This is a genomic window from Streptomyces sp. NPDC047886, from assembly GCF_043204435.1.
In the GTDB taxonomy this organism is placed as follows: domain Bacteria; phylum Actinomycetota; class Actinomycetes; order Streptomycetales; family Streptomycetaceae; genus Streptomyces.
On the sequence record NZ_JBIDCF010000012.1, the window covers coordinates 33115 to 56344 of the forward strand.

Sequence of the window (23230 nt, forward strand, 5' to 3'; positions counted from 1 at the left end):
GCGCCCGCTCGCGCGCGCGGGCGCGCCACCGGTACTGCTCGGCTACGGCTGGGTGCTGTGCAGTCGGGTCGGACCCTGCCGCGTTCATGGGGCGCAGGGCGGTTCCCCTACTGCCCCGGTTCCCTGCCTGCCCCCGGGAGCAGCAGCTGGAAATGGGCGCCTTGCAGCACGGGGTGGCCCAGGACGCGAGCCCGGACGCTCAAGTCACCGTCGACCGCACGAGCCAGTCGGCGTGCGATGTGCAGACCGTGGCCCCGACCCGGGCCCCGGGTGGACTCGCCCTTGCGGAACACCCGGTACTCGGAGCCCTCGGCGTACGGCAGGCCCTGCCCGCTGTCCTGGATATCGACGACGAACTCCGTACTCGCCGCGGTGACCGTCGTCCGGACGATCTGCTCCCCGTTCGCTGCCGCCGCCTCGGCCGCGTTGGTGAGCACCTCGTACAGGATCGCCCGGAGCCCGGCGGGGGAGACCCCCACCGGGGCGCTGTCCGGGGTGTGGATCTGCAGTGCCACCTCCGGGTAGTAGGCGGTGAAAGAGTCCCGCATCTCCAGAAGGGCCACGGCGAGATCGCTGTTGCCGTCCACCGAGACACCCGACGGAAGTTCACCCGCTGTGGCGGTCAGGGCCCGGGCCGCGGCCGACAGTTCCTCGGGAGGTGTCGCCGGGGACGCGGCCAGCTCCTCGTACCTCCGCAGTCCGGGGTGCAGGGCGTGCCGATACAGCCGCCAGTCGCCGGGGCGGAGTATGCCGCCGAGACCGGCCCGGGCCGACACGGTCTCCTCCGTCAGCTGGAGGAGGGTCTCCTGGAGCTTGCGATCGGCGTCACCGCCGAGGATGAGCAGCACTCCGCAGCGGTGGAAGCAGACTTCGCCGGCGTCGGCCGTTGCCACCAGCGGCAACGCCGCCAGCCGGGCCAAGCCCCGCCGGATCTCCGGCTCGTGGCCGTCCTCCGGCATGCCGTCCTCGGCGACCGATGCGGCGCTCAGCAGGATTTCGTCGAGGGTCACCGGCTGCCCCGGGACGGCGGCGGACAGTGCGGCCCAGAAGGCGACCCGGGCGGCCGCAGAGTCGGCGATCGGGGTGAGGGCCGCGTTCTCGACGGTCCGGGCGAACGACGGGTCCCGGGCCCAGTCCCGTACGGCGCCGTACGCACCGCGCTCCGGCCGCGCCGCGGTCCTGGAGCGTGCCAGGAACTCCAGGAACAGATGGAGCAGCGCCAGATCGGGACCGGCCTGGAACAACAGGGCGTCGGCCGTCGTCAGATCGCCCAGCCCGGCGAGATCGACGATCCAGCGCAGGACGTGCCACCGCTCGCCGGGCTCGCCGCCGAGCAGTCCCTCGAGTGAGGCCGCCGAACCTCCGGTGAAGGCGTCGAGGGGCCACTGCCGCCCCAGCACCCTGAGCAGCTGAACGGGTACCTGCGACCGCAGGGTGACCAACTCGACGAGATGCCCGAGATCGAGCACCGCGGAGGCGGCCCGTTCGGGGGAGTCGGGCGCCTGCAGGGAGCGGCCCACCGCGATGTAGGGCTGACGCAGGCCGAGATCGGGACTGTCCTTCGTGTCCGGCTCGGCGACGAAGAGTTCGACACTGTCGGTGGGCCGGAACCGCGCCGTCTCCGCCCCGGCGAACACACCCGTGACCGTGGTGAGATACCCGCCTTCGACGCGGTGCACCGGCGGCGCCGGGTGGTCCTCCGCGCTGAGGAACCGGGCGAGCGCGCGGGCGAACTGGGCGGCTGTCGCCTCGTTGCTGCTGCCGAGCGCGTCGAAGGCCTCCAGCAGCTCCTGCCCCCGCTCGTCCACAGGCTTCCAGCGGTCGTAACTCACGGGTCTGATCAGCGGGTTGAGATGCCACCGGAGAATCTCCGACGGGGTGTCCACGGCCTGCGTCCAGCCGCGCAGCGGCGGTACGCTTTCCGGGCCCGGGCGCGGCGAGGCGTCGTTGGCCAGCAGCAGTTCGACGGCGCGCAGATGCCCGGCTTCCAGCAGCGCGGTGACAGCGCCCATGGCGTCCGTACCCCCGCCCTGTCCTCCGTCCCGGTCCGCGTCCCGTACGGCCGCTTTCTCGCACCGCTCCCGTAGTGTCTCCCGCTTCTCGTCCAGGGCCTGTTCGAGTGCCGCCTCGTCCGCCCTCAGGCGCTCCTCCACCTGGGGCCAGGACCGCGTGCACAGAGCGGTGAGCGCGTCCTGCTCCGGTACGACGGCCACATCGGCTGCGGTCGCCCGGTCCACGAGGTGCTGCACTCGCCCGAGGAGGCTCTGCAGACACTCGGCCCTGCGTCGGCTCAGCCGCTTCCGCAACTCCTCGATCTGGGAGCTGTCCAGCGCCTGGCATTCCGCGAGCGCCTCCTCGACGACCTGGAACTCACCGGCGGAGATCAGGCCCGCACAGGCCCGGTACTCGTCGTGGTCCCCGGCGATGCCCTCAAGACCGGCGAAGGCCAGCCGCTCGAGGGAGGCGGGTGCCCCGTCGGAGAGCGCCACCAGCAGGCCCGGGAAACGGAACCGTCCCGGCCATGTCGCGAGGAGTCCACGCAGGGAGTCGTCGGTGTCCGTCATCGGTCGTCCGTCCTCCTTCGGCGCTGCGACCGCTGCCACTGGGCGAGCGGGTCGAGCCGGTCCAGCAGGGCCAGCAGGGGTGCGGCGTACGGACGGCCGAGGCCGTTGGCGTCGCTGAACAGCGCGTCCCATCTGCCCGCGACCAGTTCCGCCAGCTCCCCGCAGCCGACCGCCTCCGGGGCGGCCGCAACAGCGGCGTCCGGCCCGTTCGGCATGGGGGCGATCGACCGGGCCCGGCGCACGATGTCCTCGATGGTCTGCAGGAAGGTCCGCTGGTTGCCCCACTGGATCTCGGGCCGTCCGCCGTCGGCCACGATCTGGTCCAGATAGCGGCGGACATGGATGGGCAGGGAATCCTGCATCCGCGCGCAGTCCTCGGCACTGCCTTGCGCAGCGGCCCGGATCGCCGCCAGCATCCCGTCCCTGGCGAACAGCTCCCGGTGCAGGAACTTGCCGGAGTCGAAGGTGAAGCGATGCAGGCGCTCCATCCGGTCGATGCGGTCGACGAGTTCCTCCCACTGCTCGGCCGTCTCGCTGAGCTCCGTCATCCGGGACAGCTCGGAGGCGAGTAGCGCGAGCGGGAGGGGCCCGTTGCCTGCTTCCCGGCGCCGCTTGGCGGCCGCCGCCAGCTCCTGCCACGACGGCGGCAGCGCTTCTCCGAGGAGTGCGAGCGCGACGAGCCCGTCGTCAGGAACGGCCCGCAGCAGCGTCTCGGCGAGTCCGGCCGCCGCGCCCACCGCCTGCGCGGGCAGCTCGCTGTAGGACAGCTCCAGTGCCGCCTCGGACAGGACCGGGCCCAGTGGACCGGTCTCGATGGCCACGGCCGCCGTACAGGCCGCCGGGTGTACGGTCCCTTCGGTCCCCTCGAGGAGGCGGCCCAGCAGGGACGCCTCGACGAACGCGCGCCGGTCCCATGCCTCGGCTACCAGCCAGCCCGCCCAGCGGGACCAGTGCTCGTCCCGGTTCTCCCGCTCCTGGAGCAGCGCGGCGGCGACCACCGGCCGCATGTCTTCCGGGCGGACCTTGCTGTGCCACACGTCCAGTACGCCCCAGAGGTCGTCGACCTGGCGGAGCCGTTCGGCGACGATCGCGGCGTACCGCGCTCTGCCGCGCTCGGCACCGGCGTCGACCAGCAGTGACAGGGCGACGGCGGTGGCACCGCTGAGCCGGCTGCCCGGCTCGGCGAAGGTCTGCGCGGTCTCCGGCTCCATGCCGAGCTCTGCGGGGACGCCGAGTTCGGCGGCGATCGTCGTGGCTGCGACAGCGCCCCGGACGTGTACCCCGACGTGGCTGGTGCGCTCCGACGGCCGCAGGGTGCGCCGCCGGTCGCGCAGCGGCGACAGGCTGCCGATGATGGCCTCGTCGTCCCAGACGGCGGCCCGCGCGCCGGCTCGTTCGTCGCGAACCTTCAGACCGCGGCGGATCAGCGCCTTCAGCTTCGGCTGCTCCGGCGTCCGCTCCTGGCCGCGTCCGGCCGGGCGGATCAGATGGACCGCGACCCCCTGGTCCATCCGTTCGCCGAGCGCGGTGACGAGCCGCTCGTCAGAGGCCTGGGCGTCGGAGCTGTCGTCGGCCAGCACCAGGCGGCGGGTCGCGCTGTGCAGGGCCTGCTGCACGAGATCCCGGGGCGCCCCGTCCTCCAGGATCTCGACGACCGGGTCGCCCTCGGTGGCGCGGCGCAGGGCCCCGGTCAGCACCGCGTGGTGCTCTGCCCAGCTCTCCGCCCACAGGGCCCGGGCCGCGGGGTCGTGGCGCAGCCTGTCGATGTGTCCCTCCTCCTCGCCCGGAGGAGGAACGGCGGCCACGGGCTCGGCGCGCCGCCGCTCCGGTACGGGCCCGAAGGAGTCGTCCTGGATGAGGATGCGCTGGCCGAGCTGCCAGTACGGGAAGGATTTGCGTGCCCAGATCAGCAGGTCGGTGACGCACTGCGGGGTGCCGGGCGGTCCGTCCTGGGCGGTGCCCTCGACGAGTACGCCCACCTCTCCCCGGGTGTCCCGGGTGATGTCGACACCGAGCGGGCTGTGCGTGCCGACAAAGGCTCGCTGATTGTCCTGGACGACCACGCAGGCGGCGGTGCGGGCGCTGCGGTCGGTGAAGAGCACCTTGGAGGGGTGGCGGGCCTCCAGATCGAAGAGTGCCGTCCTGACTCGGCTGGGCAGGATGTCGCCGTCCCCCCTGCCCCAGAGGAAGACCAGGTGCACTCCGCGTTCCAGAGCCTTCCGAAGGTCCGGCAGCAGCCCGCTGAGCGCCGCGTAGCTGATGTCCGGAGCGGAGAACACCAGTTGCGTCCTGGCGGACTGGACGAGGTCCTTGACCGTCCACTCGTGACCGGCGGCGCGGGCCACGACGACAACGGCGGCCTTGGCCCTGCCCGTCTCCGCGATGCGTGCCGAGAGCCGACGAGAGAGATCGGCAAGGAACTCCTGCCGCACGCCGATGTGTTCGGGCTCGGCGTCGGCCAGGGCGCGGACCGCCTCGCCCATCCGACGCAGCAGGCTGTCGGCGCTCTCGGGCGCGACGAGCTGGACGTCGGCCCGGCCGCGCAGCGCCTGGACGAACCTGTGGTCCGGCTGCTGCTCGGCGAGGTCGGCCAGGTGCTGGCGCATCCGCTCGCGCGAGCGGGAGTCCCACCCCGGCTGGTTCCGCTCCAGCAACTGGGCCGAGATCCGCCCGGTGTCGGTGTCGAGGAACACCTGTGCCTGCGCGCTCAGCCAGCGCAGCTCGCTGGCTGGGCGCAGCACCGGACTGCGGAAGCCGACATCGAGGACGTTCTTCCGGAAGCCCCGGCTGCGGCGGTCGTTGCGGATGGCCGTCTGGACGGCCCGCAGCAGTTCGTCGGCGGGCAAGTCGGTCTCGCTGAGAACCTGGTGCAGTGGTACGCGCAGGCTGCCCACGGACGGCCGGCGGGTGCCGTGGTCGGCGGGGAAGACCCGGCCGGTGACCGGTTCGAAGAGGAACTGCCGGTGCTCCTGCTTGGCGGCGCTGTCCCGCAGTGAGCCGCCCGAGGCGATGACCTCACGGGCCCCGTCGGTGAGCTCCAGGGTGCCGTCCTGGAAACCAACCATGATGTGGCCCTTGCGCCACAGGCTGTGCACCACGTCGAGGACGATGCGACGGGGCAGCGCGAAGAGGTCGGCCTGGTCCTCGACGGTGCTGCAGCCGGCTGCGATGGCCTTCGCGACCAGGTCCTCCAGGGTGGTCAGCCCGTCCTCGGGGCCGAGCAGCAGGGAGAGTGTGACGAGCCGGCAGGGAATGGCGAGTTCGACGTCCTGAGCCATGCTCACTCCCACTCGTCGGCGTGGACGACCCTGCCGAACCGCTTCACGGTGTCCGTCACCAGACGCCAGTCCTGACCGCCGTGCTCGGCGAAGTGCTCGAGGCTGCCCACCATGACGAGGAGCCGGCGGGCCCGGGACATCAGCACATTGATCACCTCTGCCTGCCCGACATGTCCGACGCTCTTCAGTACGTCTCCTCTTCTGGTCGATCTGACGAGTGAGACGACGACCCTGTGCGCCTCGCGCCCCTGGAAGGAGTGGACCGTGTGCACCCGGTTGCGCAGCGACCCGCGCTGATTGAGCAGCGCCACCTGAGCCGCGTACGGAGTGAGGACGGCGAGGCTGCCGTCCGCGTCGGGCAGCGACGCGTCGGACGGGGCCGGGTCCATGCCGGTGACGAGCCGGTCCACCAGGTCGACCTCGCCGAGGTTGGTCCAGTACCCCTCGTCGGCACAGCCGGGCCGGCCCGTGGTGTCGAGCCACACCAGCGGACGCCCCTCCAGGAACCAGGGCTCCCGGACGCCGTGCGGCACGTTGGCCCCCTCGTGGGTGGTGAGGAAGCTGTTCGGCAGACCCAGGTCGGGATCCTGCTCGGCAGGAGCCACCGGGTAGAAGGCCCGGCTGGCCGGTTCGGCGATGGTCCGGTGCATCCGGAACTGCTTGTCCAGACTGCCAAGCGGCGGGACCTGCCGGCTCTGGGCGGGCCGCTTCCGCTCGGTGCGGAACAGTTCCCCGAAGAGGTTGAGCACTTTCAAATAGCTCTCGCGGGCGTCGTAGTGGCGCTGGACGTCGGGGTCCGGGTGGCTGTACAGGCTGTGCAGGAAAGCCCGTACGTCGCTCTCCCGGTGGGGGCCGAGCTGCCGGTGGTCGCCGATGAGGGTCCAGCGGACACCGAGCACCAGCGGAGTCACCACCTCCGTCGGCCAGGCTTTGGCAGCCTCCTCCAGGAGAACCCAGTCGAACAGGTCCGACGGGTCGCGGACGGTGTCGGTGATGGTGGCGGCCATGGAACAGGTGGCCAGGACGATGTTGGCACCCGCCTTGATCCGGTCGGAGATCTCCACCTGGTCGGGCACGACACGCTCGAGCCACTGCTGCGCGAGGGCGGCCTCGCTCGGGGTCACATCCGTCCGGGCGCCGGCTCCGCCGGGCCCACTGCCCAGCTTCTGCTCGATGTTGCTGACGACCCGCCGGGTCAGCGCCTCCAGCGTGTGCTGGTGCAGCCGTGGGTCGACCTTGTCGATGCCGCCCACCTGGGGCATCTCCCGGAGCATCAGGATCTGTCCCTTGTCGATGCCGTCGCCGAGCTCCTCCGCCAGTCGGATGCCGAGGTTGTCGAGGGCGAAGTTCGACTGGGCGCTGACCAGGATGCGGGCGCCTTTCTCCATCCGGAGATAGCGGCTGACGGCGTGCGTGGCGACGGTGGTCTTGCCGGTGCCCGGCGGTCCCTGGAGGGCGTAGAAGGGATGCAGCGAAAGCATCTCCCGGATCACGCTGGGGGCGTTGCCCTCCAGGCCGCTGTCGTCGGCGTCGTTGTAGCGGCCGCGGCCGAGGTCGAAGGAGAGCGGTTCGCGCAGGGCCCGGATGAGACCGGGCAGATTGCGCAGAGAGCGCCAGGCTCGGGCCTGCCGGCCGAGCTGGATGTCGGAGCCGGAGTCGGTGGAGGGGCGAAGCCAGCCCGACTCGGGGATCCGCCCGCCGCCGATCCGGCGCACCTCGATCGATTGCGCGTCGAGCCGCCGCAGAACCCTGACCTGGATGCGGTCCCGGCCGAAATGCGGCCGGTCGGGTGTCCCCACCACGTCCAGCTTGATGAAGTCCTCGTCGCTGGATCCGAGATCGGCGACGAAGTCGCCGAGATGCGGACGGCGGCCGGGGTCCATGGCGTACACGGTGAGCAGCGCGTTGCGGTGTTTGCGCTCGTCGTCGCGCCGCTGGTCGTACATCAGGACGGCGGTGCCCTGCGAGGTGTCGCCGGCCGGGGCGTCCTCCGCTGACCGCTCGGTCCGGACGAACGGATACTTCCGGGCGTTGAGTTCGACCGCCTGGTAGTCGATGAGGAAGTCGAGTGCCTTGAGGAACTCCTCGTCCTTGGGGTCCTTGCTCCGTGCCCCGACCGACACCGAATCGGTGAGCCGGGTCCACGACGGGCGGCCGGTGCGGTGGTGGGACATGTCCTGACCGGTCCGGTAGGCGACAAGGTCGATCCGGGACAGGCGCCGCCGTGGATGCGCGTTGACGAGTTCCTGGGCGTAGTCGCGGTCCCTGAGGTACTTGATGACCAGCATGTCGTCGCAGATCCGCTGACGGTCACGGTACGTCGGGTTCTCGATGAAGTACGCGCAGAACCAGACGGCGCTCTCGCCGATCAGGACCCACTCCGCCTCGCGGAGCGTCTCCTCACGGGCGCCCGTGGCGTAGCCGAAGGCGCCGTTGGGAGAGCGGACCAGTTCCGCCTGGCGCAGCTCCTTCTCGAAGAATGCCTTCAACTCCTCGCGGCCCGCCGCGTCGTCAGGGCTGCGGGAGATCCAGTTGCGCTGTTTGTAGATCGTCTCCACGGACTCGTCGGGCATGAAGGCGACGAGATGGGGGCGCTGGTTCTCGTCCTTGTCCTCCCAGACGCCGCAGATCGCCTCCCAGTCCTGCTCGATGCGGCGGGCCGCCTCGTACGAGGTGATACGGGACTTGGGGGTCGCCTCCAGCATCCTCCGGAGCACCCGGGTGAGTGCGCCGGGGAGTTCGGGCCGGTTGGCCAGATGCGTGCGCATCGCCCGGTGCAGCTTGTTCAATGCCGTGCGCAGCCCGGAGTCGTGGGCGGCGGCGACGGCCGCGTACTCGACGGGGACGCAGCTCTGGATCGGCCCGCAGAACAGCTCGAAGCCGAGGACGCCGAGTCCGAACACGTCGGTCGTGTCCCAGTCGCGGCGGGACGAGGGGGCTCCCTCGAAGAGGGAGGCGTGGGTCTCGGGAGCCAGGTAGGCGAGGTGACGGGCCGGCTCGACGTTCGTGGGCGGCGTCAGATAGAGCTGCCGGATGCTCTGCTGGGCCTCGTCGGCCTGGGTGGAACTGCCCATGGCACGCAGCAGGTTGCCGATCAGCGTGCTCATCTCGAAGCGTTCCAGGCTCAGCGCCAGATGCTCGGCGGCGTCGCTGTGGGGTGGCGTGTGGACGCGCAGCGCACCGAGGGTGAGATTGCGATGCAGGATCCCCGAGCCGTGCAGCTGGCTGAGTGCGTCTACAAGGACACTGAACTGCTCAAACGCGGCGATCCGGTGTTCCTGGGCCCACGAGACGGCCCAGTCGATGTCCAGTGGGCTGCCGTTCTCCTTGGTCATCGTGAACGCGATGCTCTCGGTCGCGTCGAAACTGCCGTCGGTGATCTCGGGCAGGGCGGGGTGGTTGAGCGCCTGAAGCCGCAGGAGGCTGCGGACCTCGTGCTCCCACAGCTCGCCCGCGAATTTGTGGATGTCGGCGAAGAGCGACATCTCGAAGGTCTCGTACTCGTCGTCCGGGGTCTGCATACGGACGCGCATCAGCCGGTCCTGCAGCACCACGACCGGTTCGCCAAGTCTCTTGTAAGGCCCGTACGAGGCCGTAGCCTTGCGACAGAACAGCCTGTCGACCAGCTCGGCGTACCTGTCAGTGTCCTTGCCCGCTCCGGACATCACGGCCCCCTTCCGTCTGTCCTGTCAGCAGCCAGGACTCCATGCGTATGACGAGCAGTCCCTCTTTGGTGCCGATCGCGATCCGGCCGTCGCCGAGGGCTGCGAGGCTGAGGCACGGGACCTCCAGCGAGAGCGTGTACAGCGGTGTCCGGCGTCCCGCCGGATCGGGGTCCCAGAAGCGCACGGTCCCGTCGGCGCCGTCGCCGCAGGAGGCGAGCAGGAGCCGCCCGTCCGGTGCGGTGAACTCCACGACGTCGGTGACCCAGTCCTGGTGACCGGTCAGCAGCCCGCCGTACGGGCGGTCGGTGGCCTCCACCGTGAGCTGGATCTCCTCGCTCCTGCGGTACGTGGCGCGCAGCGGCAGGCCACCCGGTCCGCTCAGCCGGGTGGCGCCGGTCGGCGGCCCCGCGGGGTGGTGGCCCCGAGGCACGGCCGCAGGCGCACCGGTGATGGCGTCGAAGGCGGCGAGGCGACCCCCGCGGACCTCGGCGAGCAGCAGCGTGGTGCCGTTCGGCCCACCGATGGCGGACAGTCGTTCGATGTGGTCCGCGGCCGGATCGGCGGTGACCGTGGCAGCGGCTATGGCGGTGGTTGGCGTGCCGGACCGCGGGCTGGGGATCGTTCCGGTCCTCTGCGGGAGGTACGGATTCCAGACGCTGACGGTGCCGTCGTCCGCTGAGGACGCCAGGAGGGTGCCGCCGGCGGGGCCCTCGAAGGCGGTGATGGCGAGGCCCTGGGCACTGGGGGCCCGCGGGCCGGGTGCGAGCGGGGAGCGGTCGGTGAGGTCCTCCGTCCGCCCGGTGAACGCGTCCCACAGGCGGACCGCGCCGCTTCGGCCGAGGGCGGCGAGCAGCGGGCGGTGGCCGTCGTCGGCGGCGAATACGGTGAGGGCGTTCACGGGGCCGTCCGACCGGAACTCGGTGACCAGCTCTCCGGTGATGGGCTCCCACACCCGCACTCCGCCGTCGTCCCAGCCGCCGGCCAGCAATGTGCCGCCGCCGTCCGGCCGTTCGAAGGCCACCACGGCGCGCGCCGTCGCGTTGGCCCGTCGCACGAGCTCGCCCATCCGGTGACCGGTGCACGCGTCCCAGACCCGTATCCCGTCGCCGGCCGCGCTCACCAGCAGGGTGCCGTCGTCGTGCTGGAAGGTGGTGAGGGCCCAGACCGGTCCGCTGTCGTGGCTCCGGAACCAGGGTCTGCACACCTGCCCGTTCAGCGGGTCGATGAACCGGATCCCCCCGCCGAACTCTCCGACGGCCACCAGGGGAACGGCGGCGGAGCCGCCCGAGTCCTTCGCGTAGTCCGAGTCGGCGACAACTGCCGGTAGCCGGCAACCGTGCAGCGCGTGCGGCCACATACCGTTCTCGACCACCCGGCGGAGCCGTGGCCGCCCCGAGACGACGTCCCAGATCCGGATGCGCTTGTCGTGGCCGGAGGCCGCCAGCAGGGTGGTGCCGGGAACCGAGGTCACTGCCGTCACCGGGCCTTGGGCGTGCGGCTCGGCCGCCGTGGCGGCGTACCCGCGCGCCGGGTCCCAGACCTGCAGGCCACCGCTGTCGTCGACCCCGGCGAGCAGCGTGTTTCCGCCCGGTCCCGCCACGGGCGTGAGGGAGCGGACCGGCAGTGGCCGACGCGCCAGGGTCAGCCGCGGCGGCCGTGGCCGCAGCCGGGCCCAGCACACCTGCCAGCCCGCGCCCCGGTCGGCGGCGGCCGAATCCTCACGTACGGGTGCGACTCCGGCCGCGCGGGCCGTACCGAACTGCCGCAACCCGACGCGGTCGGCCGGTCCGCAATGCCGCAGCAGATGCGCGGCGTCCAGCACGCCGAGGACTGAGGGCGGCAGTCCGCGCCTCCCGCCCACCGCGCGCAGCACGTCGGTGGCGACAGCCTCCACCGACAGCTGGTCGAGCACGGCGGGGCGGTCGGCCAGCGCGGCCCACCCCGGTACTCCCGCCGCCGCGGCGTGGCCGGACAGATGCCGGGCGATATAGGGATTGAGCGGTTGCTCGGCGGCCTCGTCCGCCAGGCGTACGAGCTCCTCCGCTACACGGCGTCGGCGCTCGCCCACGTTGCTCGCGGCCGTCCCCGCGGTGAAGTGCTCCGCGAACGTGCGGTGCGCCAGTCGGTGAACACTCTGGCCGTCCTCGCCGTCGAGCAGGATGTACGGAGCCGCGGCCTTCAGGGTCTCGTCGATGTCCTGCGGGGAGAACGCCTCCTGTCCGGCGCTTCCGAGCGCGGCGGCCGCGGTGGCCCAGATCCGGTCCGCCCGGGGCAGTCCCCTGCCCTGCGCGAAGGCGAGCGCTTCCAGTAACCGCCCCGTCCGCGCGTGGTGCGCGCCGAGGCGCCGGACGGCGGTGGCGAACAGGGATCGGTGGTCGCCCCGCAGGAGTGAGGCGAGCTCACGGGCGCGGTGTGCGAGCAGCAGGCCGGGGTCGGCAAGGATCTCGTGCACGGCGAGCCTTGCGTACAGGAAGTCGCGGTCCTCCGTGCCGTCGGCCGTGTCGCTCTTCGTGCCGCCCACAATCAGTGAGCGGGCCCGGCCGACGGCGTCCGTGAAGGTCTCCGGCGGGCCGGGGAAGGAGGCCCGTGCCTGTTCCAGGCTTCTGGTGACGTAGTCGTCCAGGGCCTGCGCGTCTCGGCGTAACCAGTGCACATGAACATGGTCCTCGGCCGCGCCGAGGGCGTCGAGGAGGTCGTGGCCGGCGCTCGGGGGGCGGTCGGGCGCTTCGTACGTCGAAGGGCGCGCCCCGACGAGCAGCCGGATGCCCGGGAGTGTGCCGAGCTCGCGTAGCAGTCCGGCGAGTAGCGGCGGCTCCTGTGCCTCGTCCAGGGCGTCGACCAGCACGGTGTACGGGCGCTCGCGGTGGCCGGAGCCTGAGCGCAGCGCGGCGAGCAGTTCGTTGAACTCGTCGATGGGGGAACGGATGTCCGGGCGCTGCCGCACGCCCAGGGCTTGCGCGAGCCGGACTGTGACGTCGTGGGCGGTGGCCCCGGTCAGGTGGAGCGTGAGATCGAAGGCGGGCAGTTCGGGGCCCATGTCACCAGGGTCGGCCTCGAGACCGGCCCTGGAGAGCAGCGGCAGCAGCTCCCCGAGCCGTGCGTTCGCGTGGAGCAGGATGTTGCCGAGCAGTGCGGACTTGCCGCACCCGGCGCGGCCGGTGACCACGAGCAGACCCGAGCGGTGTTCCGCGAGCCAGCCGGCGATCGTCGCGCGGTCCTCCGCACGTCCGGCGAACCCCCAGGACAGCTCGCCGAACTCAGAGCCGAGCCCCTTGCGGGCGAAGTGGGCGCGATCGGCCTCCGGCAGCGCGTCGACCGCCTCCCGCAGCCGGGCGTGGATCTCCACCGAGGCGGTCACCGGAAAGGTGGTGGGGCGGTGTAGCGGCGGCAGACCGCCCAGGTTGAGCGGGGCCACGAAGAGCGCACGCGTCTCGTCGAGGCGCGCGCCCAGATCGTGGAGGGGGATCACCGTGTCGTGATCGCTGTAGCTGTGGGTGAGGACTTGCTCCAGTGTCCGCCGGAAGGTTCCCAGGTGCCCCTCGCCCTCGTCCCGTCCGGAGCCGATGAGCAACAGGCCGCGGGCCGCTACCTCCTCCCCGTTCGAGAGGTCCGCGAGCGCCCTCCGTACGAACCGCTCGGCGCCGCAGGCCTCGACGACGACGACGTCCCACAGGCCGTCGGACGAGCGCTGTCGGCGCGCCTCGGTGACGTGGTGGGCGAACACCTCGGGCAGGAGATCGGTGTCCTCCGTGTCCGTGGCGTGTCCCCGGACGTACAGGGCGGCCTTCCTGCCGTTCGACCAGCCATGACCGACCCACAGCAGAAGGGAGCTGCGGAGAACGGCGGGTGTGGACCACTCTCTGAGCCGCGTGACGACCCGGCTCAGGTCGCGCTCCTCGGGCTTCACCTCCCAGGGGACGAGAGCACCGCCGAGCGGTTCGAGAATCGCGCCGATCGCGTGGGCCTCCTCGTCGGCGGCGATCTTCTCCTCGCTGAGGTACTCGCCGAGCGGCACGGTGTAGACGTCGAAGCCCTCTGTATCGGGCCTTGTGCCCGCTTCCTCCCCCTCGTGCATGGATCAGCTGCCGAAGTCCGGGTCCTCGGCGGCGGCCAGGACGAGCCGGGTGACCGGTTCCCTGCCGCCGGACACCTTGATCCGGTACAGGCCGGGGTCCCGCAGCCGGCACTGGGCCCGCAGCCCACCCGACGAGTCGCGACGCGGCGGTAGCTGCGGGCTCGCGACGATCCGGTCGGCGGCGCCCGTGTCCTGGACCGAGCAGCTCATCCGGCGGGGGTTGTCCTCGCCGGTCACCGTGATGTCGAACTTCTCGCCTGCGGCAACCAGATCGGGCACCTCCAAGCCGGTCTCGCCGTGCCCGAGCCGCTGCCCGAGATCCTCAAGCCGGCGCAGCCCGGTCAGTAGCCCGCGTGCCAGGTCGATTGCGCCACCGCAGGTGGCCAGGGCGCCATGCTGCTGGGCGAGGGTGACCTCCTCGACGCCGCCCGCGTGCCCGGCGTACCGGTAGACGGTGCCGTCGCCGCCGAGGTCCTCCGTGAGGGGCCGCCCGATCCCGTCCCGCCAGATCTCGTCGTCTTCGTCCCGCTTGAACACGTACGCCTGAGGCGTGACGACCCCGGAATCCAGCCGCAGGCTCTGCATGGTGTGCTGGGCGATCCCCACGGTCATCCGGTGACCCGGGAGCGCGGCGCCTCTGAGTGCCCTGAGGCGGTCGAGGGAGTGCGCGGCGAGTTCGGGGTCGCCGCCGAGGTCCGCCACGTCGGCGGCGGTCAGCGGGACCATGTCGTCGTCGGTCTCCACACAGCGGTAGGCGGGGAGCAGGTCGTGCAGCCCCGGGAGGGTACGGGCCAGGTCGCGCAGCTGCCGGTGGGGCAGCGGTACGGGCGTCCCGCGGCCGCAGTTGAGGATCGCCGTCGCCTTCACCGCGCCGTGGAACGGCGTTCCGAGGGTGAGTGTGGCGCGTACGCGCTCGACCGCCCCGGGGATCTGGGCCAGTTCGCGGACCAGCAGTCCACCCATGGAGTGGGCGATGAGGACCACTTCGGCCGGCCGTCTGCCGGGGTCGTGGCGCCGGACCGCCTTGTACGCGGGATGCGCGGTCCAGGCCGTCAGGTGCCGGTCGACGGCCTCGGCCAGCCGACGGGCGTTGTAGGCGACCGGCAGCCGCCAGTCGTACGGGAACTCGCAGATCGCGGCGGGGTCGGCGACGGCGGGCGTGACCCCCCGCACCAGGTTGGTGTACGGCTCCATACCGCCCAGCAGCGGAGACCAGGAGGCGAACTTGAGCAGTCGCCGTGCAGTGACCCGCCCGACCTTCCCGGCCCGCTCGTCCTCCGTGACGGCCAGAGCCGCCATCCCGCTCTTGTGGTGCCAGCGCGCGGCGTAGGCGAGCGCCTCCTTCATCCCCCAAAGAACGCGTCCCGTGGCGGCCTCCACGAGTTCACTCCCCATGATTCCGGGGATGATCACCACCGCGTCATGCGTCACCGCGTGCCGGACAGCAGGAGGGTTGACGGGATCTAAGCGCTCCATGAGCAGAAAGAGTACGGCGGAGCACTGCGCCCCTGCGGGCAGTTCGGTGCTTTGTGCAAGCCAGGTTCCGGAGCTGTTGCCAGGGGACCGGGCCGGCCGTGGCGACGGACCCGCCGGACTGGCCGTCGGGCGCGCCTGTCGGCACCGGCAGGCGTACGACTCCCGTCGCGACCGGCCCCTCTGACAGGCGCGGGATCACGGCGATCCGCAGGGGGCTTCCGCTCTCACATCGTGCCCGTCGTCACTGGGAGGTCCGCTTCCTCGACGGAACGTCCCCTCTTTGCCCGACTCCTCTTGTCGCCCGCAGCCGACTGCTGCTCCGCCGAACCCCGGCCCCTCCGCTTCCTCGGACATCCGGGGAAGCGCCCGGCGGATCACCGCCGAAGCCGTACGGGGATCGCGGCCGCGGCGACGGTCCGGTGGAAGACGTAGAGCCTCCTGCCACAGCGGGTGGCGCGGCGTTCGCCGCGCGAGCAGGAACGCACCGCCTGGCACCCGCCTGCACCGGCGAGGTGGTTCTCGCGGCCGGGCTGCCGGGGGACCGTCCGTGGCGGGAAGGCTGGCGAGGAGCCGCGCGTAGAGGCTCTTTTTGGCCTCGCCGGCGTCGGCGAGATGCTCTCTGCCCTGCCACCAGGACTGCAGATCGCGCCAGCGGATGCCGTCGTCGGTGACGGTGCGGTCGTAGATCAGGACGTCGCCGTTGACGACCTCGATGTCGTTGTCGACGGCGGACAGGAACCGGATGTCCGGCTTCGAGGACGTGGCGAAGCTGATGTTCTTCGGCGTACGGGCGTGAGCGAGCTGTACGGAGACCAGGGCGAAGCGCGGATAGCCGCCGACGGTGCCTGTCTCCCGGAGCTCGAGGCCCGCGGTGCGCAGGTGGACGTTCATCGTGGCGGTCAGGCGGCGTTGGATCGTCTCGTCGAGCAGGACGTCGCCGGCGACGGAGGCTTCCGCGAAGCGGGCGAACCAGGCATCGCCTGCTTCGAAGGCGCCGAGCTGCTCGATACCCCGGTGGGCGCTCCTCAGCCCCGTACGGAGGGGGCGTGCCTCGTGCACCCTCCCGCCGTTGTCCGGGCCGGGCCGTCAGTCGGTGTCGTGGCCGAACCCCCGCAGCAGCGGGTCCAGAACGGCGGCCGCGCGGCCCAGAGTGCACGTCCGGGTGCGGGGATGCTGGGCGGCCGTGAGGGACTGGTCTAGCTTGAGCACGGGAGCACCGGCCGGTGCCTCGGGGCAGTCCGAGACGCGCACGGACTCGGCAGGGCCGCGGCCACCACGCTGCGGCAGCTTCTCCAGCACCCAGCCCCACGGCTTGCCCGGCCCCGGGTCGGGGTACGTCGGCGGCGGGGGCAGCAGCTTGGGGGGCACGTTGTCGTGCGAGACGGCGCCTGATGAACTGGCGGCACACCGTGCAGGAATCCCGCCACCGCCTCGCCCACGCGATCTGCCACGGCGGTCGGAGCCAGATCCGCCAGGCGTATCGCGAGGGCCAGGAGGATCAGCTCGCCGCCCTCGGCCTGGTCCTCAACGCCGGGGTCCTGTGGAACACCCGCTACCTCGACGCCGCGGTCACCCGGCTTCGTACCGAGGGCTACGACATCAAGGACGAGGACGTCGCACGCTTCTCCCCGCTCAAGGTCCGGCACATCGGCTTCCTGGGCTGCTGCCTGTTCAACATCACCGCCTGCGCCCCCTGCGCGACCCCGACGCCGTCGAGGACAACGAAGACAACGATGACGACTAACGGCTGGCCGGGCTCACCCGAGGCTCGTGCCGGGTGCGCTCCGAGCCGCCACCGGCGGCGTCTCACCGAAGCGCCAGCGAGTGATCCAGACGGGTTTCCAGTTCCGTACCACGGGTGTGCGCGATCCACGGCAGTCGTCGACCGTAATTTCTCCCTCGGCCAGGAGGAAGGGGCAGGTCACCGGCCGGAGCCCTGCCCCTCGCCAGCGCCACGCTGGTCGTCATCCGCTGAACCGAGCAGGGCCCCGCCCGCGCAGCTGGATGCGCCTATTTCCCCCGGCTGCGGGTAGAAGCCTCATCACATACGGGAAGGTGCGGACATGAATGCCAGCGAGAAGGTCAAAGCCAAGGCGGAGCAAGTGGTCGGGAAGGCCGTGAGGACGGTAGCTCATGCCCTTGGCAACGAAACCACCGCAGCCAAGGGTGCCGCCTTGGAAGCCCGCGGCAGGGGCCGGGGCCTTAAAGAGAAGGGCAAGGGAATTTTCAAGCGCTGACCCCGTACATGGCGAGCTGGAGCTGGAAGGTCCCGCTGCGGATGCCAGCCGCCGTAGTCGTACGAGGCCGCCCATCTGCCTGGCTGGTACACGGCGCGCTTACAGCCCGGACGGCGACGTTCGTGGAGCGGAGCCGTGACGGTGCAGGAGGTGCGATGCAAGCCAGGTCGGTCCGATCCCGGGTGCAGCCGGGACCGAAGGCAATAGGGATGATGATGCCGGTCTGGCTGACCGTGTTTCCACCAGCGGCGGGACCGCCCGCCAGGCTGACTGCGGTGATGGTAGGCGGTCCGTACGCGTAGCGGGCCGAAGCGCGGGGGCGCTCCATCCGTGCAGGTCTTCACGAAGGGCGGTTCCCGGAGGCATCGGTGCGCCGTCTAAGGGGGCGCCCACACCGCGGAGGTCCTTTCTTGGAAATTCTCTGCGGGACCCAAGTTCACCACTCCCGCATCTCGAAGAACGATCAGACTTTCGGATGTTTGGAGACACTCGGCCGTAATAAGCTGAACTAACACCGGATTTACGCGACGCGACGGGAAGGCATCATGGGCATCATTGCTTGGATCCTCATCGGGCTGCTGGCGGGTCTCATCGCCAAGGCGCTGATGCCGGGCAAGGACCCGGGCGGCATCATCGTTACGATGCTCATCGGCATCGCGGGCGCCTTGCTCGGCGGCTGGCTCGGCAAGGTCATATTCGGCGTCGACTCCGTCGACGGCTTTTTCGAACTCTCCACCTGGGTCGCCGCCATCGTCGGCTCCCTCATCCTCCTCGGCATCTACCGCCTCTTCACCCGCAACCGGCACCGCCACGGCTGACCAGCGCGCCGGGGGCTCAACCACACGAAACGGCTTCCCCTGCGGAGCCGTTTCCTGCTCAGCACTCGGCTACTCGACGGAGCATTCAGGTTCCGTACTCGTCACGTGCCTCTGAAAGCCGGCGGTAGTGCGTGCCAAGGCCGGGCATCCCCTCGCGCTCCAGCTTGCTTCTGCGCAGCGTGGCTCGGCAACTCCGCCACTGTGTCCGGTGCAGCGCGCCGGCCGCGTGAACATTTGCAGTGGGCACGGTGCTCCTCCTCTGCTTCGGTCTGCGGCGGACGATGGAGTTCCTCACAGCTCAGTGGGTCGCCCGCCGAGGCGCCCACGGGCCGGCTCGCTATGGCTGGCGTGTAGGTAGATCCCGTGAGGCCGGCTGGGGCTGCCTCAGCGTGTGCGGTACCAATTCTGGATGTCTTGCACGTGGGGTACGTGAGGAGTAAGCGGACTGGCGCGCTGCCACATCCCGCGGAGTTGGGAGGTGGGCCGTTGTTGTTCGCCGTGGAGGGCGTTGAGGATCAGCAAGCCGCCCGTGAGAGCGGGGACCGCCCACTGCGCGTAGGAAAGCTGACGTTCGGCTTTGACCGTGTCGTAGGGGCGGCCCTCGGCGTCTTCTGCGTCTTGGGGGAGGCCGACGGAGATCAACTCGATCTTCTTGCCCAGCGTCCGGGCGTAGGCGGTGACGGCGAGAGCGGCGCCGGTGAGGACGGTCTTGGTCAAGGTGGAGGCGGCGACACCTTGCTGGGTGGTGACACGGGCAGCGTTGACGCCGAGCAGTCCGCCGGCGCCGACCAGGTGCATGCCGATCGCGGCAGCGCTGACCGGTGTCCACCTAGCCCAACCGGAGCTGGCGAGTGCCGCGTTTTCTTTCCACGGCCCGGGATGGTGTTTCACTGCGCCGTTGAGGCCGATCGCGCCCATCAGCGAGCCGCCGAACCAAGCGGCGAGCCCGACATCGTGGAGGCTGCGCAGGACTGTGTTGCGTCCGGACGTCATGGGGCTCCCTACTGCATGCGGCGGGGACGCCGTCGTCGTATGAAGAGGCGCTGCCGCCACCGTCCACTAGGGCAGCCACCGGCGGCCAGCGGAGTTGCTCCAAACGGCCCGAGCGATGAGAGGTAGCCGAGGCGAGCAGCGGGGATGGTGCGCAGTGCGGAGGCCGGGGATGGCGGCACTACCGCCGTGCCAGGGAGGTGTAGGTGCGGTGCGCCGCATCTGGTGGGCCGGTGTGGCCGGGAGCTTGCGTCAGGTGCGGGGCGGCAGTAGGGGGCCCAGCGGGCCGAGATCGAGGTTGAGGTCCTCCAGTGCGTAGCCGTGCTGGGCGCACAGGTCAGCCAGGCGGTCGTGGAGGGCCAGGAGTGTGGCTCCCAGCTCCTCCTCCTGTTCGTCAGTGAGGTCTCCTGCGTCCACGCGGCGCAATGCCTGGCGCTCGATGAGCTGGCGCAGGAGTTCAACCAGGGTGAGCACGAGTTTGAGGAGGTCTTCTTCGACCGTGTCCCGGTCGGTGTACATGCGGTGAGCTGGGCGTGGGGTTGCCTCGTGTGGCGTGGGGGGTGCCTGGAGCAGCCGGAACGCCTGGGACATGGTGTCGCCGACGCCCTCCAGAGCGGATGCTGGGGGCGAGGATGGGCGGCGAGTCAGCCGCTGGGGGCGTTCGCGTTCTTCACTCACCGGGGCCGCCCTCCTGCGGCGCGATGGCTGGGCGTGTCTCGGAGCTGACGGACACGATGAGCGCGCGCAGGGAGATCCGGACGAGGTCGATGTCGGCGATGGAGAGAACGATGTCTCCGGTGATGACGACGCCGCCGCTGAGCAGCCGGTCGAGTAGGTCCACGAGTGCCACCTGGCGCCCAGGAAGCTGCTCTCCGTACCTGTCGACGGTCATGGGGTGCGCTCCTCGCCGGTGGCCGCGTTCTGGCGTTCGGCGGGCGGCATGGCGAAGGAGTAGGGGGCCCAGGGACCGGTCACCTCGACACGAACGCCTTCGAAGACTCCGGCGGCCTCGGCGATGGCGGCCTGAAACTGCTCCGCGTACGCGTCGGGGACGAGGTAGGCGTCGTTGAGGACGTTCTCGGCGGGACCGCTCAGGGTGCCGCTCTGGGTGGGGTGGCGCACTCGCTGTGAGGCGTATCGGGAGGTGATGGCGTCGATGACTGCGGCGGCCTTCTGCGCCTGGCTGTAGACGGCTTCCTGGGCGTTGTGCTGGGCCCTGCGGCGTTGGAGGTATGCCTTGCCGGGAGTGGCGGCGTCGGCGCCGGTGGCAGGTCCGGTATCGAGCGGTGCGGCGGTGGGGGCGAGGTAGATTTTCACGCCGAATTCGGTGTGGTCGGCGAGCTGGGCGAGTCTGGCGGCGAATGCGTTGTGCTGCTCGGCCAGCGCTTGGCGGGCGCGGTGGTCGTCCTGATAGACGGTGGCCATACGCAGGGGCAGGACGGTGGCGTGCAGAGACAGTGCCTGGACGACGTCGTGGTGGGCGCGGGCGACGCTCTCGAGCCACTCCAGGTCCTCGAAGTGGTTCTTCAGTGCGTGCTCGCTGAAGTCACGGTGGGGAACGTGGCTGGTGGCGAAGGCCAGGGACGGCTGAGAGACGCCAGGGCTGGCGGCGAGGAAGAGGACGGGTGAGCCGTAGATCCCGCGGAGGCCGGCGGCGGCGTCGCGGAGACCCGTCGTAAAGGGGGCCGCGGCGTAGACGTAGGTGAGGGTGTCGTCGTTCGTGTTCATGTGCGGCGCCCCCGTGCGGTTCCCCCGCCTGTATCGCTATCGGGTTCCTCGGGGGTGGTGCGGGGTGGGAATTCCCGGCCGTCGATGCGGTCGCGGCGCAGGGCCTCCAGCTCGGCGCGCAGGCGGCGGTTTTCCTGCTCGAGGGGGCTGCCTGTGTGCCGGGAGGAGAGCGAGGGGTCGTGCTCCCACCAGTCGATGCCCATCTCTTTCGCCTTGTCGACGGAGGCGACCAGGATCCGGAGTTTGATCGTCAGTAGTTCGATGTCGAGGAGGTTGATGCGGATGTCGCCTGCGATGACGATGCCTTTGTCCAGGACTCGCTCCAGGATGTCAGCGAGGCTGGAGGTGCTTTGTCCGTACGGCATCGGGGCGGCGCGGGACGGGAAGGGCCCCAGGCGGTCGGGTAGTGGCTCAGACACGAGGGAAGCCTCCCTTGCCCATCAGGGGAGTTGCTGGCGGAACTCTGCGATCTCTGTCAGCCGGTCGACCAGTTCGTCCTCCCGGAGGTCGAAGGTCTCCTGGTCGATCTCGCCGCGCAGCAGGCGCCGCTCGAGGTCGGCGAGCTCGCGCCAGATCGGGGCCGGGTCGTAGTACTCCTCTTCGGCCTTCTCAGCGATCCGATGGGCGACCCAAACGACGGCGCCTACCGGTGCGATGGGAAGGGTGAGCAGGCGGCTCAGCAGTCCCATGGTTCGTCTCCTCCTTCCGCGTGCGAAGCATCGCAGCTGGTCACTGGACGAAGCTGTAGGGGGGCAAGGGGCCGGTGAGCCGGAAGTCGACGCCACCCTTGATCTGCGCGGCGAGTCCGGTCTGCGCTGCCAGGAAGTCGTCTTCGCGCTCGTGCGGTACGAGCAGCGACAGATTGAGGAAGTCAGGGGGCGAGGGCGGATGAGTGACGTGCTCGCGCGCGTAGGGAGTCAGTGCTTGGACCAGACCGGCGGCCAGTGCATCCTGACGTTCTTGGACTTCGCGGGCGACGAGTTCGCCGAGCGTGAGGGGCAGCTGCGGATCCTGCGCGCCGGATCGGATCCGCTCGTTGAGCTCCCTCGCTTGGGGGGAGTCCTGCAGGATCTGGCGCAGCAGCTCGTCCTCGTCCGCCTGGGTCGCCCTTGCGTGGTATTCGGCGCAGCCTTCGAGTCGTTCGAGAGTGGCCAGGTAGCCGTCCGGGTTCTCTTCGAGGGCCTGCCGGACGGTCTGCTCGTCGGGGGCGATGTAGCCGAACTGCAGCGGTAGGACCACTGCGCCTGCCATGAGGCGCTCCTGCACTTCCTGGTGTGCTTGGAGGTCCCGGCGCTTGGGACGGATCTCTTCGGAGATGTCGCTGACCACTGCGCACAGGGGTCCGGCGGCGACCACGCGCACGGGTGCGGGACGGGAGCCGACTCCGGTCAGGCCGCCCAGCCCCCGGTGCGGGTGGTCCTTGCCGGTGATCGCGTATACGTAGAGCGCCATCGGTCACTCCCTCTCGCGACGTACCGGGCGCCTGGCGGGACGCCGCTTTCTGGGGGCGGCTTCCTCTTCGACTTCCTCCTCCGGTTCTTCCTGCTCGGAGGGTCGCCCGGTCAGGGATTCGGTCACGGCGTCGACCGCTCCGCTGAGCGCGCCCTTGGACTTGCCGCGGGCGCCGCCTTCCATCATCGTTCCGACGACTTCGGGGAGCTGGGCGGGTGCCTTGCGTCCTGCTTCGAGATCGAGGCGGTTGCACGCTTCCGCGAAGCGCAGGTAGGTGTCCACGCTGGCCACCACGATGCGCGCGTCGATCTTGATGAGTTCGATGCCTACCAGGGAGATGCGGACGAAGACGTCGATGACCAGACCGCGGTCGAGTATGAGTTCCAGGACGTCGTAGAGGTTGCCCGAGTTGCTTGTGCCTCTGCTTACGCTGCTGCCGCTCTGCGGCACCATGGTCATGGCGCCTCCTTTCCCGGCGATCTGGTGTCAGGTCGGCCGGTCGATCATGCCTCGGTTGTAGCGGCGGGTCCGTTCGTAGGAGACCAGCTGTCCCTCCGGATCCAGGGTGACTTTGTAGCTGGCCATCACGCTGGTCGTGTCGGGGATGCGCTCCAGTTCCACCACTTCCACCTGTGCTTGCCAGCCGTCCTCGGTCGGTTTGAGGGAGGAGACGGAGTCGGGGGTTCGGCCCAGGAGTTGGGCCAGCTGGCCGGCTGCGGAGCGCATCGCCGAAGCCGCGCCGGGAACCCCGGCCTTCCGCTTGGTGGCGGAGGCGCGGCGTGCGGGGGCCCTGTCCTGCCTCTCGACATCTTCCTCGGTCGGGCGGGGACGGGCTCTGCGCGGTCGTGCCGGTTCTGCGGCCATCGGACGCTCCGCTGGGGGAATACCGCTAGCAGAATCTACAATGTCAGCATATAGCGAAATATGTTCCGTATTAGCGGTAGGCG

The 23230-nt window shown here is 70.6% G+C and carries 18 protein-coding genes and 1 pseudogene; 3 read left to right on the forward strand and 16 right to left on the reverse strand.

The features are described from left to right. Positions 1-107 precede the first annotated feature (107 nt). The 7 genes from ACGF5U_RS28725 to ACGF5U_RS28755 form a co-directional block, all read right to left on the reverse strand. Positions 108-2564, reverse strand: a complete 2457-nt coding sequence (locus ACGF5U_RS28725; RefSeq protein ID WP_392717175.1) for an ATP-binding protein — start codon at positions 2562-2564, stop codon at positions 108-110. Continuing rightward, complete coding sequence (locus ACGF5U_RS28730) at positions 2561-5842, reverse strand: hypothetical protein (RefSeq protein ID WP_392717173.1); 3282 nt, start codon at positions 5840-5842, stop codon at positions 2561-2563. The genes ACGF5U_RS28725 and ACGF5U_RS28730 overlap by 4 nt, the downstream gene beginning before the upstream one ends. A gap of 2 nt (positions 5843-5844) precedes the next feature. Continuing rightward, positions 5845-9507, reverse strand: coding sequence for an AAA domain-containing protein (locus ACGF5U_RS28735; protein WP_392717171.1), 3663 nt, complete (start codon positions 9505-9507; stop codon positions 5845-5847). Then, a complete protein-coding gene (locus ACGF5U_RS28740; RefSeq protein ID WP_392717169.1) occupies positions 9482-13582 on the reverse strand; it encodes a hypothetical protein in 4101 nt (1366 codons plus the stop codon). Before ACGF5U_RS28740 ends, ACGF5U_RS28735 begins: the two co-directional genes overlap by 26 nt. 3 nt (positions 13583-13585) lie before the next feature. Beyond that, a complete protein-coding gene (locus ACGF5U_RS28745; protein ID WP_392717167.1) occupies positions 13586-15058 on the reverse strand; it encodes an esterase/lipase family protein in 1473 nt (490 codons plus the stop codon). 195 nt (positions 15059-15253) lie between these two features. Beyond that, positions 15254-16117 carry a hypothetical protein gene (locus tag ACGF5U_RS28750; RefSeq protein ID WP_392717165.1) on the reverse strand — a complete coding sequence of 288 codons (864 nt, stop codon included), beginning with the start codon at positions 16115-16117 and terminating at the stop codon, positions 15254-15256. 27 nt (positions 16118-16144) lie between these two features. After that, complete coding sequence (locus ACGF5U_RS28755; protein WP_392717163.1) at positions 16145-16426, reverse strand: DUF6233 domain-containing protein; 282 nt, start codon at positions 16424-16426, stop codon at positions 16145-16147. Positions 16427-16440: 14 nt separating this feature from the next. Between ACGF5U_RS28755 and ACGF5U_RS28760 the strand changes: the two are divergent. The 3 genes and pseudogenes from ACGF5U_RS28760 to ACGF5U_RS28770 all read left to right on the forward strand — a co-directional run. Beyond that, a pseudogene (locus ACGF5U_RS28760) lies at positions 16441-16802 on the forward strand (Tn3 family transposase); the annotation flags it as partial. Positions 16803-17121: 319 nt separating this feature from the next. After that, positions 17122-17295 carry a hypothetical protein gene (locus tag ACGF5U_RS28765; protein ID WP_392717161.1) on the forward strand — a complete coding sequence of 58 codons (174 nt, stop codon included), beginning with the start codon at positions 17122-17124 and terminating at the stop codon, positions 17293-17295. Between the two features lie 545 nt (positions 17296-17840). Further along, positions 17841-18113 (forward strand): GlsB/YeaQ/YmgE family stress response membrane protein, encoded by a 273-nt coding sequence (locus tag ACGF5U_RS28770; protein WP_392717159.1) that lies wholly within the window; start codon positions 17841-17843, stop codon positions 18111-18113. A gap of 384 nt (positions 18114-18497) precedes the next feature. Here ACGF5U_RS28770 and ACGF5U_RS28775 read toward each other — a convergent pair whose 3' ends face one another. The 9 genes from ACGF5U_RS28775 to ACGF5U_RS28815 form a co-directional block, all read right to left on the reverse strand. Then, positions 18498-19106 carry a hypothetical protein gene (locus tag ACGF5U_RS28775; protein WP_392717157.1) on the reverse strand — a complete coding sequence of 203 codons (609 nt, stop codon included), beginning with the start codon at positions 19104-19106 and terminating at the stop codon, positions 18498-18500. A 249-nt stretch (positions 19107-19355) separates the two neighbouring features. Beyond that, on the reverse strand, positions 19356-19694 hold the full coding sequence (locus tag ACGF5U_RS28780) for a gas vesicle protein K (protein ID WP_392717241.1): 339 nt from the start codon (positions 19692-19694) through the stop codon (positions 19356-19358). Positions 19695-19773: 79 nt separating this feature from the next. Beyond that, on the reverse strand, positions 19774-19995 hold the full coding sequence (locus tag ACGF5U_RS28785; protein ID WP_392717155.1) for a gas vesicle protein: 222 nt from the start codon (positions 19993-19995) through the stop codon (positions 19774-19776). Further along, complete coding sequence (locus ACGF5U_RS28790; protein ID WP_392717153.1) at positions 19992-20831, reverse strand: GvpL/GvpF family gas vesicle protein; 840 nt, start codon at positions 20829-20831, stop codon at positions 19992-19994. The genes ACGF5U_RS28785 and ACGF5U_RS28790 overlap by 4 nt, the downstream gene beginning before the upstream one ends. After that, positions 20828-21196, reverse strand: a complete 369-nt coding sequence (locus ACGF5U_RS28795; protein ID WP_392717240.1) for a gas vesicle protein — start codon at positions 21194-21196, stop codon at positions 20828-20830. Before ACGF5U_RS28795 ends, ACGF5U_RS28790 begins: the two co-directional genes overlap by 4 nt. 75 nt (positions 21197-21271) lie before the next feature. Next, complete coding sequence (locus ACGF5U_RS28800) at positions 21272-21520, reverse strand: gas vesicle protein GvpG (RefSeq protein ID WP_392717151.1); 249 nt, start codon at positions 21518-21520, stop codon at positions 21272-21274. A gap of 40 nt (positions 21521-21560) precedes the next feature. Next, positions 21561-22283 carry a GvpL/GvpF family gas vesicle protein gene (locus ACGF5U_RS28805; RefSeq protein ID WP_392717149.1) on the reverse strand — a complete coding sequence of 241 codons (723 nt, stop codon included), beginning with the start codon at positions 22281-22283 and terminating at the stop codon, positions 21561-21563. 3 nt (positions 22284-22286) lie between these two features. Further along, entirely contained in the window at positions 22287-22742 is a 456-nt protein-coding gene (locus ACGF5U_RS28810) for a gas vesicle structural protein GvpA (RefSeq protein WP_392717147.1), read from the reverse strand. A 27-nt stretch (positions 22743-22769) separates the two neighbouring features. Next, positions 22770-23147: a gas vesicle protein gene (locus tag ACGF5U_RS28815; RefSeq protein WP_392717145.1), complete on the reverse strand. Its 378-nt coding sequence runs from the start codon at positions 23145-23147 to the stop codon at positions 22770-22772. Between the last annotated feature and the right edge of the window lie 83 nt (positions 23148-23230).

What these genes read in the sequence shown, in the direction of transcription:
- ACGF5U_RS28815 (WP_392717145.1), bottom strand. Translation starts at nt 23,147, where the DNA reads ATGGCCGCAGAACCGGCACGACCGCGCAGAGCCCGTCCCCGCCCGACC.
- ACGF5U_RS28775 (WP_392717157.1), bottom strand. Translation starts at nt 19,106, where the DNA reads ATGACGTCCGGACGCAACACAGTCCTGCGCAGCCTCCACGATGTCGGG.
- ACGF5U_RS28770 (WP_392717159.1), top strand. Translation starts at nt 17,841, where the DNA reads ATGGGCATCATTGCTTGGATCCTCATCGGGCTGCTGGCGGGTCTCATC.
- ACGF5U_RS28780 (WP_392717241.1), bottom strand. Translation starts at nt 19,694, where the DNA reads ATGTCCCAGGCGTTCCGGCTGCTCCAGGCACCCCCCACGCCACACGAG.
- ACGF5U_RS28805 (WP_392717149.1), bottom strand. Translation starts at nt 22,283, where the DNA reads ATGGCGCTCTACGTATACGCGATCACCGGCAAGGACCACCCGCACCGG.
- ACGF5U_RS28790 (WP_392717153.1), bottom strand. Translation starts at nt 20,831, where the DNA reads ATGAACACGAACGACGACACCCTCACCTACGTCTACGCCGCGGCCCCC.
- ACGF5U_RS28745 (WP_392717167.1), bottom strand. Translation starts at nt 15,058, where the DNA reads ATGGAGCGCTTAGATCCCGTCAACCCTCCTGCTGTCCGGCACGCGGTG.
- ACGF5U_RS28740 (WP_392717169.1), bottom strand. Translation starts at nt 13,582, where the DNA reads ATGCACGAGGGGGAGGAAGCGGGCACAAGGCCCGATACAGAGGGCTTC.
- ACGF5U_RS28800 (WP_392717151.1), bottom strand. Translation starts at nt 21,520, where the DNA reads ATGGGACTGCTGAGCCGCCTGCTCACCCTTCCCATCGCACCGGTAGGC.
- ACGF5U_RS28735 (WP_392717171.1), bottom strand. Translation starts at nt 9,507, where the DNA reads ATGTCCGGAGCGGGCAAGGACACTGACAGGTACGCCGAGCTGGTCGAC.
- ACGF5U_RS28730 (WP_392717173.1), bottom strand. Translation starts at nt 5,842, where the DNA reads ATGGCTCAGGACGTCGAACTCGCCATTCCCTGCCGGCTCGTCACACTC.
- ACGF5U_RS28785 (WP_392717155.1), bottom strand. Translation starts at nt 19,995, where the DNA reads ATGACCGTCGACAGGTACGGAGAGCAGCTTCCTGGGCGCCAGGTGGCA.
- ACGF5U_RS28765 (WP_392717161.1), top strand. Translation starts at nt 17,122, where the DNA reads ATGAATGCCAGCGAGAAGGTCAAAGCCAAGGCGGAGCAAGTGGTCGGG.
- ACGF5U_RS28795 (WP_392717240.1), bottom strand. Translation starts at nt 21,196, where the DNA reads ATGCCGTACGGACAAAGCACCTCCAGCCTCGCTGACATCCTGGAGCGA.
- ACGF5U_RS28725 (WP_392717175.1), bottom strand. Translation starts at nt 2,564, where the DNA reads ATGACGGACACCGACGACTCCCTGCGTGGACTCCTCGCGACATGGCCG.
- ACGF5U_RS28810 (WP_392717147.1), bottom strand. Translation starts at nt 22,742, where the DNA reads ATGACCATGGTGCCGCAGAGCGGCAGCAGCGTAAGCAGAGGCACAAGC.